Raw genomic sequence first — 13,833 nt, 5'->3', positions numbered from 1 at the left:
GACGAAGGTTGCAGTTCTGTAATTTGCTCGTTCGATCCTGAGTGACACTCTACTTATGAACGGTGTTTTTTATTGAGTTATTGCGAGCCATAGCGCATACTAAGCTCCGAAATTAACTAGGATTTAGTGGCTTTATGGCCGCGTTGATTCGTATCCTTACTATGAATATTTAAATGGAGCACCTCATGGCTGAAGAAACCATATTTACCAAAATCATCAATGGTGAAATTCCAGCAGATATCGTGTTCCAAGACGAGCTAGTGACTGCGTTTCGCGATATCAACCCAAGAGCGCCTAAGCATGTTCTTATTATTCCTAATAAGTTAATTCCTACAACAAACGATGTCGAAGTTGAAGATGAATTGATGATGGGGCGCATGTTCACTGCGGCTCGTAAGATTGCCGAAGACGAGGGCATTGCTAAAGATGGCTATCGTTTGATTGTTAACTGTAATGCTCATGGTGGACAAGAGGTCTATCATATTCACATGCATATTGTTGGTGGCAAGCCGCTTGGCCCTATGTTAGTTGGCTGATCTACAGTGGTATTATTTGTTCAGTGAATGAAACTCTTATTTGTTTTAGGGGTCACTCTTAAAGTATTTATTTCAAACTGGGGGAAGCTTGACTTCTTTAGTCCGTAACATAGTCGTTGCTTCAATTTCAGCTGCGCTGACCGCTTGTGCCTCGATGAGCGCAGGTAATTTGTTTAGTCATTATAGTGCACAGCATTCTGACGTGTACCAGTCCGTAAGTCAGGGGCAGTATCAAACAGCGCAAGACTCTTTACCCGAGATGGATTCAGAGTTGGCAGGTCCCATTCTTGATAATATGGAGCGTGGGCGAGTTGAGTTACTTAACCAAAATTATGCACTGAGTTTGGCTAGCTTAAAACGAAGTGACCAAGCGGCTAAAATTCAAGCTGATCAGCCTATCGTATCGCTTAGCGAGACGGCGGCTTCAGTTGGTGCATTAGCGGCGAATGACAACTTAACCAGTTATGAGCCTGCTGATTATGAATTGGGTTTTCTGCATTTATATTTAGGTCTAAATTACCTTAAAGGGAACGACTTAGAAGGTGCACTGGTTGAAATCAGACGCGCAAATATGGTTCAGGAACAGGCAAAGAAACGTCGAGAAGCAGAATTAGAATCGGCCGAAAAATCCGGTGATGCCAAAGGTATCAACGAAAACTTGGGTGCGATCATGGCCAATTACCCTGCAGCCGGAAAAAAGCTGCAAGCGGTACAAAATGGTTATCTATTGTATTTCTCTGCTTTACTGTATGAAGCTGCGAACGACTTAAACAGCGCGTATGTCGATTATAAGCGAGCGCTGGCCGTGATGCCGGAAAACCGCGAAATTATTGATGGAACCTTGCGGGTTGGCCATCGTTTAGGCATGAAGCAAGATTTGGCTAAGCTTGAAAAACGTTACGGAAAATATAAAAAACCAAGTCAAAATGAAGGCCGGGTGATTATTATTGATGAGCAACGGGTCGTGCAAGCGATGGACAGCTGGCAATATTCTTTCCCTTATTATGATGGGAATGCTAAACAATATTTATACTATAACTTGTCGCTACCATACTACCCGAACACTGAGGGCTATAGCTTAAACGAGTTAATGCTCGATGATGCAACACTCAAGCAATCTCAGTTGGTCGACGTTAATTTAATGGCGGGCAATAATTTGTCTGAACGTATGCCGAGTATCATTATTCGCCAGGCATTACGTGTTATAGCGAAAGAGCAAATTCGCCGTGAAGCGGCAAAAAATGAAGACGATGTTGGCAATGTCTTGTTGAATTTGTGGAATATTTTAACAGAACAAGCGGACACGAGAAGTTGGCAGACATTACCTGCAGTGGTATATAGTAGTAGTAAGCGAGTTAAATCAGGTACTCACAGCGTGAATGCCAACGGGAACAACTATGAATTTGAAGTATCAGCAGGTCGTACAACGCTGGTATGGGTATCAAGACAAGGCCAAGGTTCAATTATTTGGCATAAGCAACTAGGGGCAATTAAATGAAGAAAATCTGGATTGTAGCGCTATCTGTATTGGCTGTAATGGGCTGTGCAGAAAACACAGCAGGGCTCAGTGTGGATGGTCAATCTCAACGAGTCATCTTTAACGACAGTGTGCTGGGCGGACAAATAGATATTGAACAAATCGATACCGATGAAGTCAATGGTCATGCTCGCGCTATTGTGATGCTAACCAGTAAATCGTCTGGCAATCAAAATATTCAATATCGCTTTTATTGGTATGACGATAAGGGTTTAGAAGTAAACACTAAACTTAGCCCATGGAAACAGAAAATTGTTCGTGGCCATGAAACCATCTCTATTTCAGAAGTATCGGTGAATCCGAACGCAACGAATTACCGCGTTCAGATCCGTAAAGCAGATTAATTAAGGAAACATTATGAATAAAAGTATCATTGCATTACTTGGGCTTGCAGTTGTTTTAGGTGGTTGTTCTAACCAAGTATCGTATGGTGATGCTCAAGCAGTAGAAACCACAACGATTGACTTTGGTTCTACTGATTTACAAACCATTGCTGGCCAAATGGTCGACAGCATGATGATGTCTGGTTCAGTCGCGGCAATCACTCGTGAAAGCCGTCCTATCGTATTTGTTGAGCGTATCAAGAACAAAACCAGCGAACACATCGATACTGAATCAATTACAGATTCAATCAGCACCAAAATGCTGAACTCTGGTAAGTTCCGCTTTGTTGACATGGATCGTGTTGAATCAGTACGTGAGCAACTTAACTTCCAAAACGATGATGAGCTAGTAAATCAAAGCAGCGCGATCCAATTTGGTAAGATGGTTGGTGCTCAGTACATGCTTTACGGCAACCTATCTAGCATCGTGAAAAACGAAGGCAGCGACCAGGATGTATACTACAAAATGACGATGCGTCTAATGGATCTTGAGTCTGGCTTGATTGAATGGGCTGACGAAACGGAAATCCGTAAGCAAAAGTCTAAAAGCTTCCTAGGTCTATAATACTAGCACTTAGCCCTAAGCACTTAGAGTTTAGTGCTTAGGGCGTACAACAGGAGTAACCAGTGGCAAAAATGGATTGGGATGAAGCATTAAGGCTTGATGATTCATTGGCGTCACTGAGTGAGTTTTTTGTTATGCCTCCAGTCGCTATTGAGTTACTGGCGGGCGGGCTTAGTAATCGATGCTGGAAACTCACTGATACTCAAGGTCGTCACTATGTGTGGCGACCTATTACCACTATTTCTACCTCATTTGGTGTGTCTCGTGCTAATGAATACGTATTACTTCATGCATTAGAGCATCACCCTTTTGCACCAAGACCTATTCTATTAAATAAATCTGGCTTATTAGTCGAATGGCTAGAGGGGCAGGTGATGGTCGGGAAAATTGCCCCGCTTGAGCTGTTAACAACGCTTGCTGATGTTCATCGTACGCAAATCAATGACAAGCCCATCCAGAAATTCAACTTGGCTGAAAAAGTTGACCTATATTGGATGCAGCTTGAAAATACAACTGAAGAACCTTATTTAGAAAAGCTATATAGACGTTTTCGTCAGCCTCCCTATGTCCCAAACATACGCCGTTCGCTTTGCCATTTTGATCTGGGTGATTACAACCTTATTCGGACGGAAAAAGGCGTAGGAGTGATCGATTGGGAATACGCAGCGGTTGGTGATCCGTGCATGGATATTGCGATGACATGTTCAGTGGCGGGGTTACCGATTGAAGAGAGCGTTAAGCAGTACTGCAAGATCCGTGGCATAGCTGATGAAGAAGCGTGGGTTACGAGCACGTTAGAATGGCTGCCATGTACGCAGATGATGGGAATGTTGTGGTATTACCTGGGGTATCAGTTGTGGGGAGATGAAAGTTATCTAGAAAGTGCCCGAGAAATGAAACAAACTTTAATAGAACAAACTTTAACCTAGCCGTGCCTGCAATTCGAAATAATGCAAATAAGATCACTTTTTACAGATAAGATTTCACATTCGACCGCTTTCAAAGCCCGTTATTCGTGGTAGATTGAATTCATAACAGCACCCATGGAACCGGGGGGATACTATGATTATATATTTACACGGCTTTGATTCAACAAGCCCAGGTAACCACGAAAAAGTACTGCAACTGCAATTTATCGATGATGATATTCGCTTTGTTAACTACAGTACTCGTCATCCTAAACACGATATGCAGCACCTGCTTAAGGAAGTCCATAAAGTTATTGAGCAAAGTGACGATCCAAATCCACTAATTTGTGGTGTTGGTTTGGGAGGCTTTTGGGCTGAACGAATAGGTTTTCTATGTGGGATTAAGCAAGTGATGTTTAACCCTAATTTACGTCCAGAAATTAACATGCAAGGCCGAATTGATAGGCCTGAAGAATATGAAGATATCGCGACGAAATGTGTCGAAAAATTCAGAAGTAAGAATAGCAAACAGTGTTTGGTTATTTTGTCTGAAAACGATGCCATTCACGACAACAAAGCTCATGCGAGTGAGTTAGAAGATTATTACGATATCATTTGGGATGCGACGCAAGAGCATAAGTTCGTGAAAATTTCCCAGCATTTACAAGCCATGAAAGCGTTCAAACAAAGCTAATCGTAATCGCAGTCATGATTCATGATGTTGATACCTTTCTTGTTATCAATAAAAAAGCACCGTAAGGTGTTTTTTTTTCATCCATTCAAATCTTAAATCTTGTACAAGCCTTCACCAGTTGGCTGTTATAAAGATGACTTTCTTAAAAACACCCATTGCCTTAAAGGATTTGGCGCTTATAATGCGTTCACGCCAAGTTTTTTTGATAAATATCAAAGAAAGTTGATGTTAACGTGCTAGATAGCCGAAATTTTGCTCCTGATCACTAAGTTGAGCCCCCGTTAGAGTGCGTGCTCCTTGTGTCTCTTTTAAAGAATCCCAGGCCTTGGTTTCTGAATTTTCAGTGACGAGGGCTATATAAAGTTTTAATTTGAAAAGGAGTGTCATCATGACGCGCATTATTGTTGTAGGTGGCGGTGCCGGCGGTTTGGAACTAGCGACCAAATTAGGCGGTACGTTAGGGCGCAAGAATCGAGCTAAGATCACCTTAGTCGATCGTAAGGGCAGCCACTTATGGAAACCTTTGTTGCATGAAGTAGCAACGGGTTCATTGGATGAAGGTGTGGATGCTCTAAGCTATCGCGCGCACGCTAAGAATCACAGTTTTGACTTTCAAATGGGCAGCCTAGAGGGCATTGACCGTGATCGTAAAGTGATTGTCTTAAGTGAGTTACGTGATGAGCATCAAGAGCTTTTGATCCCACAACGCGAACTTGAATACGATATTCTAGTGATGGCGATTGGCTCAACTTCGAATGACTTCAATACTCCCGGTGTACGTGATAATTGTATTTTCCTCGACAGCCCAGAGCAAGCACACCGTTTCCGAACTGAAATGAACAACCAGTTCCTGAAACTGCACGCTAAGAATGGTCAAGGGAGTGTCGATATTGCGATTGTTGGCGCTGGTGCTACGGGCGTTGAGCTTTCAGCAGAACTCCATAATGCGATTAAAGAGCTGCGTACCTACGGTTTTGGTGACTTGGACTCAAGTAAGCTAAACGTTAGTTTAGTTGAAGCGGGTGAGCGTATTTTGCCTGCGTTGCCACCACGAATTTCGTCAGCTGCGCATCAAGAACTGACCAAGCTCGGCGTGAACGTTCGCACTGCGACTATGGTTACTCAAGCTGACAGTGAAGGCTTGACGACGAAAGACGGTGATAAAATCCCAGCACAAATTATGGTGTGGGCGGCGGGCATTAAAGCGCCAGATTTTATTAAAGACATTGCTGGCCTTGAAACGAACCGTATCAATCAGTTGGTTGTGAAAAATACATTGCAAACCACTCGTGATGACAACATTTTTGTTATTGGTGATTTGGCTCAGTGTACCCAAGCGGATGGTTCTTTTGTTCCACCTCGAGCTCAAGCAGCGCACCAAATGTCTAGCCAAGCTTATAAAAATATCGTGGCTAAAATGAATGGTCGTGAATTAAAACCGTATGAATACAAAGATCATGGTTCGTTGGTTTCTCTTAGTCGTTTCTCTACCGTAGGTAGCTTGATGGGTAACTTAACGAAAGGCTCTATGATGGTTGAAGGGCGCATTGCTCGCGTAGTGTATATTTCACTCTATCGTATGCACCAGATGGCGCTTCATGGTATGTTGAAAACGGCGTTGATGATGTTAGTTGGAAGAATTAACCGCGTATTACGCCCTAATTTGAAACTGCATTAATCAACGACACAGCACCACTAATAAGACAAAAATGCCAGCATCATTGATGCTGGCATTTTTTATGGATAGGAGTGAGAAGATGATGGATAAAGCAGGGCGTTTACTCAGTGTCGGCCCAGTTAAATTTGCTTTCGTCGACCCCTTCTTTTGCTTCTTTAAGGCGTTCACGTCGGCCTAGCTCTTCGGCACGGGCTGCGTCAATTTCTTGCATAATGGTCTCGACGTCTGCATCAATGTCACTTTCTTCAAATTGACCCGTAAGCTCGCTCTCCGGTGTCAGTAGGCCTTTTTCAAAGAGTGCCCACATTTCCTTCGCGTACTCAGTTTTGGCTAGCTCTGGCGCATACTGGGCGTAATAATCACGGATATTATTAATATCACGAGCAAGCATCCACTCGGCATTATTGTTGGCTGAAGCATCAACGGCTTGTGGTAAGTCAATGATCACAGGGCCGTGCTCATCAACGAGGACATTAAACTCAGACAAATCACCATGAATGAGACCCGCACATAGCATCTTGACGACATAGGTCATCATGGTTAGGTGATCTTCACGGGCTTGCTCTGCAGACATTGTTACATCGTTTAGCCTTGGTGCAACGTAGCCTTCGTCGTCTGTGACCAACTCCATGAGTAATACGCCGTCAAAGCAGCCATAGGGTACAGGTACTCTAACGCCGGCTTCAGCAAGCTTGTATAGCGCATCGACTTCTGCGTTTTGCCATACTTTCTCTTGTTGATCTCGTCCAAAACCAGAGCCTTTTTCCATCGCTCTGGCTCGACGACTATTTCGAACCTTACGGCCTTCTCGATAAGCCACCGCTTGTTTAAAGCTTCGCTGGCTCGCTTCTTTGTACACTTTGGCACAACGGATCGTATCGCCACAGCGTACTATGTACACTGAAGCCTCTTTGCCACTCATTAATTGGCTGGTCACTTCGTCGACTAAACCATCGTCAACTAAGGGCTGTATTCTTTTTGGTATTTTCATAGCGTCTTTATACCTTAGTTAGTCGATGGATGTAATATCAATGCGAATAAACCAAGGCCGATTTTTACTAGATCCACTATTTTTGCGCCGAAAAGGGTCAATACAAGGATCGTCAGAACTTTTTGACATAGGAAGGTTAGTCAGTGCAGAGTTCGATGCTAGCAATGTTTGGGTTCCTTTTCGTTATTTGCTCGTGGTTATGAATTAGCTTGGCAGTAAATGTAAAAAAGCCAGCACGAGTAGGCTGGCTTTATGAATCTGGTCAATGGGTATGGCTTACACCAACTTCATCTCTTGAATGATATCCGAAGCGATTTCCGGTTTTGTGCTGGTCGGCTTGGCGTGAAGGTCTGCCTTCAGTTGCCCTTTTCGATTGCTAAGGCCCGTCTCTAGTTTCTTGAATGCGGCTGAAATAGCTGGATACATAACATCGTTTGTTGATTTCGCTGATACGCGAACGCCTTCGTAGTTTGTGAAAATTTCTACTTCATGTTGGCCATGTTCTTTCGTAACGATGATGTCGCAGCTGATCAGTTGTGGAAAGTGAGCGGAGACTTTTTCAAATTTACTTTCAATATCTTTGCGTGAGTCTTCATTGATTGATACGTGGTGTGTTTGAACATTTACTTTCATATAATTATACCTTTCCAATCACTGTGTTCTTTAAACTTAGCAAACTCTGCGCACTTTGACCAAGTGTAGATTTGCACATGTGTGATTGAGTTCAGTGTTATGAAATAATATTGGCTTTACCCCTTGAATACGGGCAATGTTGCAAGAATATGTATGGGCAACAAAAGAAAATATCTTACCTAACCGCCTAGTCAGTACATTGATAGTTTGAATAGTAAACAGCGACAGTCAAGTTAAGTCACTTGGAATCAAAGAAAACACTAAACCATCTTTTACTTGGTCAGCATGAATAAAACGATTTCGTGCGAGTCCTTCTTCTATCGCGCCAATTTTCCTTGCAACCGTGTGGCTGGCGATGTTATCGGTATCGCAAACGATCTCTAATCGAGTCAAGCCTATCTCTTCAAAACAGAACGAACATAGGCCTATTAAAGCTTCGCCGGCGTATCCTTTGCCTTGGTGAGCATCACCCAACCAATAACCGATTGTTCCCATATTAAAGGAGTAGTAGCGCTCTGTTAACGCGACCATGCCTACGAGTTCATCGCTGTCTTTAAAAAAGACCCCAAACCCATAAGATAGGCTCTTCAGCCAATTGATTCTATTTGCGATAAGAAAGTCGTAGCCATCTTGTTGAGTAAACGCAGGATGACACCAATCAACCCACTGATGTAGTGATTTCGAGTGGCAAACTAGCTCACAAAATTCGTTGAGATGGTCATTATTGATGAGGCGTAATTCAAGCCTAGCGGTATGGATGCTGTCATCTACTGATATATGCATAGAGAAAATGTTACTTAGCCCTCATACCAGAGGTGTAAGGGCTATTAGTTAATAGAGATATTAAGCTTGAGGTACTCGACGTACTTGGATGATCATGCCCATCAGAGGATGATCTAAATAGTGAGTTTCTGTACTGCGCATACGACGTTTTTGGTCCATACGGTAGCTTTTAAGATACTCTTCTACCTGTAGGGTAGGAGACACTGATTCTAAGTTGCCTACTTGGATATTGGCGTTGGCGTTTTGTTCGTCATTTTCTAGATCAAGCTCTTGAGATTCAAACGAAACTTCACGAATGCTTGGCGCCTTAATATCAACGTCCAATTCTGCAAATAAGTAATGCTGTACATAAACTTGAAGCTTGCCGTCGAGCTCGTAGATTGGGCTATGAATCGTTTGCTCTTTGATATCTTCACTCATGCCGTCAACCGTGCTGGTGTCAACTCGAGCGTTGCCCGCCTCATCGAAGTCACGAGAGAAATCTTTACCTGCTTGAATGTGAAAAACCGGAGCGGCTCTTCTGCCTTGATCACCTTGCCTCCAAGCAACATGAATCATCGGCTTAAAAGCGGCATGTTTATTCAATGCTTGATACTGTTTGTTTAATTTGTATTGAGATGCAGGCAACAGCTTGGCTCCCCTTTTTTCCATAGCTAAGCTGTTTTGAAAGGAGATAGCATTGCCCGCATTGATGCCCTCAGCATGATTTGGCCAAGATTCATGTACTTGTTCTGGGTTCACTGATCTTTTAAAGATAATGACTTCAATATCGAATTGCCTTTGAGCAAAAGATTGAAATGAAACAAAAAATAGCAGAATAGGGATCAGTTTGTTCATTTTGACTCCGTCACCTTTAAGCCGTTCACATCGGCTTAAAGGTTATTTGATTGATCTAACAATTTTACAAGTAATAACCTATGCAGGTAATCGGTTTTGAGCAAATTGCTCTAATAAATCGTTGATAAAGCGAATGCGTTCTCGTCTATCGGTTAATGGTACCGTAAACTTCAGCTTAGTTGGACCTTCCATGCCAAACTTTTGCGGCGTTGATTGCAGCAATTTAACAAGATACGCAGGGTTTATGTCAGCCGTTGGATAAAATTCAACAAAACCGCCTTTTGGATGGGCTTCTAGCTTTTTAACATGAAGTTGTCCGGCTTGGAGTTTAATTTCGCTAACAGAAAGCAGGTTCTTGGTTGCATCTGGGAGCGGCCCAAAGCGGTCAATCAGTTCAACCTTCATCTCAGCCAGTTCATTTAAGTTACTAACAGAGGCGATACGTTTATACATAGACAGCCGCATGTTTACATCTGGAATGTAATCATCTGGCAGTAAGGCTGGTAATCGAAGCTCTACTTCTGTTTGGTCCCTTAGTAGCTCATCTAAGGAAGGCTCTTTACCTTCTTTAAGTGCTTCGACGGCCTGTTCGAGCATTTCCATATAAAGTGTAAAGCCAACGGAGTGGATTTGGCCACTTTGATCATCACCAAGTAATTCACCTGCGCCACGAATTTCTAAATCGTGGGTTGCGAGTGTAAAACCAGCACCAAGATCTTCCAATGACGCAATGGCATCAAGGCGTTTGATTGCATCTTTGCTCATGGCTTTTGGATGAGGAGTCAGTAAGTATGCATAAGCTTGGTGATGAGAGCGACCAACACGGCCTCGTAGTTGGTGCAACTGAGCCAAACCAAGGTTATCGGCTCTGTCCATGATAATGGTGTTGGCGGTTGGGACATCGATACCAGTTTCTATGATGGTAGTACACACCAAGAGGTTGAATCTTTGGTGGTAAAAGTCGTTCATCACTCGTTCAAGCTCACGCTCTCTCATTTGTCCGTGTGCGACGGTAACACGAGCTTCTGGGATCAGCTTTTCCAAATCGGCAGCGACTTTTTCAATCGTTTCAACTTGGTTATGAAGGAAGTAAACTTGGCCACCACGCATAATTTCTCGCAAAATTGCCTCACGCACTACGCTGTCTTCACTTTCACGCACAAAGGTTTTTATCGCTAAACGGCGAGCTGGTGGTGTTGCGATAATGGACAAATCACGCATGCCGCTCATGGCCATGTTTAGCGTACGCGGAATGGGCGTTGCGGTCAGCGTTAGAATGTCTACGTCTGCTCGCATGGCTTTGACTTTTTCTTTTTGGCGCACACCGAACCGGTGTTCTTCATCCACGACGAGCAAGCCAAGGTCTCGGAACTTGATATCGTCTTGAAGTAATTTGTGCGTGCCAATAATGATGTCGACCTTGCCCTCTGAGAGGTCGGCTAGAATTTGCTTTTGTTCCTTAGCTGACTTAAATCGAGATAAAACCTCTACCCGTATAGGAAGGTTGGCGAAACGGTCTCGAAAGTTCTCAAAGTGTTGTTGTGCCAGCAAGGTTGTGGGTACCAATACCGCGACTTGTTTATTGTTGTCGGTGGCGATGAAAGCCGCTCGCATGGCGACTTCTGTTTTACCGAAACCTACATCACCACATACAAGGCGGTCCATGGCTTTGGCTTGGCACATGTCAGACATTACTGCATTGATGGCCATGGCTTGATCGTCCGTTTCTTCAAACGGAAAGCTAGATTTGAACGTGGCATATTGCCCACGGTCGAGTTTGAATTTATGACCGGGTTTTAGCTCACGTTTAGCGTACACATCGAGTAATTCTGCTGCCACATCACGCACTTTTTCTGCCGCTTTTCTACGAGCTTTAACCCAAGTTTCGCCGCCAAGTTTGTGAATCGGTGCTTTGTCTTCCGCGCCACCTGAATAGCGGCTAATTAGATTTAATGAGGCAACGGGTACGTATAGTTTGGCTTCGTTTTGGTACTCAAGAGTAACGTATTCTGTAACAAGACCGCCGGCTTCTAGTGTTTGAAGGCCGATGTATCGGCCAATACCATGATCGAGATGTACAACGGGTTGGCCTGGCTTCAATTCGGCTAAATGGCGGATAACCGTGTCACTATTAACGGCTTTACGGTCTTTTTTACGGCGTTGAATAACGCGATCGCCTAATAGATCGCTTTCGCAGATAAGCGCAATGTTAGGATCTCTGTGGATAAACCCGTGTTCAGCGACACCAAGAATTAATGAAACCCGGGCTTTGCCTTTACTCGCTTTCGTTAGGCTATCGGTAGCGGTTGGTTTTAATTTGATGCCTTGTAGTAGCTCAAGAAGGGCTTCACGTCGGCCTTCAGACTCAACTGAAAAGACGATCTTACCTTCAAATTGTTCAATGAATTGACGCAATGCGGCAAGCGGTTCTTTATTTTGATGTTGTGCGTGTAATGCGGGTAAAGGCGCGATAGCAGGGTTAGAACGACCGGCTTTTTCTTCTATTTTTTTAACGTTAAGTCGAGCTTGCGGCATGACTTTGAGTTGACTAAACAACTCATCCTTTTTTAGCCACAATTCTTCTGGTGGTAAAAGAGGGCGCAGTGGGTCGACTTTACGTTGTTCAAAACGGTGATCGACATCGGCTAAGAAGTGATCGATGCTTGGCTCTAGGTCACCAATTGAAATCAGCAGTGTGTTGTCGGCGATATAGTCAAATAGGGTTTCTGTTTCGTCAAAAAACAGCGGTTGCCAATATTCTATTCCTGACGGCCAGGTGCCTTTGCTGACTTGCATGTAAACAGATTCGGGCTCGCGTCTGGCTTCAAAACGTTGACGCCAACGGCTACGGAAAGCTTCAATGGCTGTTTCTGTCGTTGGGAACTCGTGAGCAGGCAGTAGGCGAATGTGGCCAATATCTTCAATGGAACGTTGAGATTCCGCATCAAAGGTTCGAATTGAATCGATTTCATCATCGAAAAAGTCGATCCGGTAGGGGTCTGTGCTGCCGGTTGGGTACAGATCGATGATCGAACCACGGCTTGCGTATTCGCCCGGACCAAACACTTGGTCTACATTGCGATAACCGGATTTGTCTAATTGAATTCGCAGTGTTTCTATGTTGTATCGATCGCCTGCTTTTACCATTAAGGTATGTTGCAATAAGAAGTCTCGCGGAGACTGCTTTTGCAGCAAGGTGCTGATGGGTACAACCGTGATGCCATTTTTCTGGCTAGGCAATCGGTATAAATGTGCGATTCGATCCGAGATAATGTCTTGGTGTGGCGAGAAATTATCGTATGGCAAGGTTTCCCAATCAGGGAACAATTGAACATCTTGTTCTGTAAATTGTTCTACTTCGCCAGAGAGTTTTAGAGCCATTTGCGGATCAGGGACAACCAAAAGCGTATGGCCTTTGTGTGCGTCTGCAAGCTCGGCAACAGCGATGGATAATGAAGCACCGGTTAGGTTTCCGACGTGTTTTTTATCACCCGCTTTGGTCGGTAAAGCGAGAGAGAGTAATGAGGATTTAGGCATAAGGGTGTTTATTTATTCTCGTCACGATCGCGGGAACGCTGACGCAAAAGTTTTTGTTGTTGGAAGAGCGCGGCTTTGATGAGGAGATCTTGGTCTTCATCACGTAGGCGCACAAATGAAATAGTCATTATACTGTGTTGATCCGATGGTTCACTGTTACTGACTTGACCGTAGCAATAGATAGCAGCGGCTGGGCGCTCTAGAAACAGTTTTACGCGCACAAGTTGCCCACGCTTCAAAGGGCGATTAGCCAGGTAGCTAAACTGACTTGCGCCAAAGCTAACCGTTGTGTGGGCGAATTTAGATTCATTTTGTTGCGACAGCATAAAAGTAAGTAACAGATTTAGTTTGCTGTTCTGTGCATCAAGCAGTTGTACCACGTAAGTCAGGTCGCTGTTTTTTAGTTCATTGATGGCTCTATCCGTTAAGGTATCGAGTGTACTGAACTCTGAAGCCACCATAAAAGGCGTTGGGATTTCAGCGACGAAATCATCCATTTCAGGCAAAGTATAGCCGTCGACCAAGGGTTCGACATTGGCGGTTAATCCGTGTTGAACGGAAAAGAATTCTTGTGGGTCCATACTTCACTTCCTTTTAGGCTAACCTTTTGATTATCGCAGTGTTGGCGAATGAATCAAGGAAACTTCTCCTTAGTGTGTGAGGTTTTAGTCATTAATCCGCCATTTTGCCAAGAAATGCTATAACTGGCCGCGCTTTATCGTTACATTAACCGCTAGCATTTATCTAAGGT

The 13,833-nt window shown here is 43.8% G+C and carries 13 protein-coding genes; 7 read left to right on the top strand and 6 right to left on the bottom strand.

Annotated features, from left to right (window positions below; all coding sequences use genetic code 11):
* The first annotated feature begins 185 nt into the window (after positions 1-185).
* From VTAP4600_RS08130 to VTAP4600_RS08100, 7 genes are all read left to right on the top strand, one after another.
* On the top strand, positions 186-536 hold the full coding sequence (locus VTAP4600_RS08130) for an HIT domain-containing protein (RefSeq protein ID WP_102522340.1): 351 nt from the start codon (positions 186-188) through the stop codon (positions 534-536).
* An 88-nt stretch (positions 537-624) separates the two neighbouring features.
* Complete coding sequence (locus VTAP4600_RS08125; RefSeq protein WP_415239678.1) at positions 625-2,034, top strand: COG3014 family protein; 1,410 nt, start codon at positions 625-627, stop codon at positions 2,032-2,034.
* Entirely contained in the window at positions 2,031-2,417 is a 387-nt protein-coding gene (locus VTAP4600_RS08120; protein ID WP_102522339.1) for a YcfL family putative periplasmic lipoprotein, read from the top strand. Before VTAP4600_RS08125 ends, VTAP4600_RS08120 begins: the two co-directional genes overlap by 4 nt.
* Before the next feature lie 13 nt (positions 2,418-2,430).
* Positions 2,431-3,021, top strand: a complete 591-nt coding sequence (gene lpoB, locus VTAP4600_RS08115) for a penicillin-binding protein activator LpoB (protein ID WP_102522338.1) — start codon at positions 2,431-2,433, stop codon at positions 3,019-3,021.
* A 71-nt stretch (positions 3,022-3,092) separates the two neighbouring features.
* Entirely contained in the window at positions 3,093-3,950 is an 858-nt protein-coding gene (locus tag VTAP4600_RS08110) for a phosphotransferase (RefSeq protein ID WP_231897906.1), read from the top strand.
* Positions 3,951-4,083: 133 nt separating this feature from the next.
* Positions 4,084-4,623, top strand: a complete 540-nt coding sequence (gene ycfP / locus VTAP4600_RS08105; protein ID WP_102522336.1) for an alpha/beta hydrolase YcfP — start codon at positions 4,084-4,086, stop codon at positions 4,621-4,623.
* Between the two features lie 388 nt (positions 4,624-5,011).
* A complete protein-coding gene (locus VTAP4600_RS08100) occupies positions 5,012-6,301 on the top strand; it encodes an NAD(P)/FAD-dependent oxidoreductase (protein WP_102522335.1) in 1,290 nt (429 codons plus the stop codon).
* A gap of 100 nt (positions 6,302-6,401) precedes the next feature.
* On the opposite strand, the gene VTAP4600_RS08095 is transcribed toward VTAP4600_RS08100, so the two are convergent.
* From VTAP4600_RS08095 to VTAP4600_RS08070, 6 genes are all read right to left on the bottom strand, one after another.
* Positions 6,402-7,292: a PA4780 family RIO1-like protein kinase gene (locus tag VTAP4600_RS08095; RefSeq protein ID WP_102522334.1), complete on the bottom strand. Its 891-nt coding sequence runs from the start codon at positions 7,290-7,292 to the stop codon at positions 6,402-6,404.
* Positions 7,293-7,568: 276 nt separating this feature from the next.
* Positions 7,569-7,925, bottom strand: a complete 357-nt coding sequence (hpf, locus tag VTAP4600_RS08090) for a ribosome hibernation-promoting factor, HPF/YfiA family (RefSeq protein ID WP_102522333.1) — start codon at positions 7,923-7,925, stop codon at positions 7,569-7,571.
* A 228-nt stretch (positions 7,926-8,153) separates the two neighbouring features.
* Positions 8,154-8,708, bottom strand: a complete 555-nt coding sequence (locus VTAP4600_RS08085) for a GNAT family N-acetyltransferase (RefSeq protein ID WP_415239677.1) — start codon at positions 8,706-8,708, stop codon at positions 8,154-8,156.
* A 60-nt stretch (positions 8,709-8,768) separates the two neighbouring features.
* Positions 8,769-9,545: a peptidoglycan binding protein CsiV gene (locus tag VTAP4600_RS08080; protein ID WP_102522332.1), complete on the bottom strand. Its 777-nt coding sequence runs from the start codon at positions 9,543-9,545 to the stop codon at positions 8,769-8,771.
* Between the two features lie 78 nt (positions 9,546-9,623).
* The gene (gene mfd, locus VTAP4600_RS08075) at positions 9,624-13,082 is read right to left on the bottom strand and encodes a transcription-repair coupling factor (protein ID WP_102522331.1); all 3,459 of its coding nucleotides are present in this window, start codon (positions 13,080-13,082) and stop codon (positions 9,624-9,626) included.
* Between the two features lie 8 nt (positions 13,083-13,090).
* Positions 13,091-13,663 carry a PilZ domain-containing protein gene (locus tag VTAP4600_RS08070; RefSeq protein ID WP_102522330.1) on the bottom strand — a complete coding sequence of 191 codons (573 nt, stop codon included), beginning with the start codon at positions 13,661-13,663 and terminating at the stop codon, positions 13,091-13,093.
* Between the last annotated feature and the right edge of the window lie 170 nt (positions 13,664-13,833).

Source organism: Vibrio tapetis subsp. tapetis (assembly GCF_900233005.1).
In the GTDB taxonomy this organism is placed as follows: domain Bacteria; phylum Pseudomonadota; class Gammaproteobacteria; order Enterobacterales; family Vibrionaceae; genus Vibrio; species Vibrio tapetis.
The sequence above is the reverse complement of the archived record's forward strand: the minus strand, read 5'-3'. Positions and strand labels throughout refer to the sequence as shown.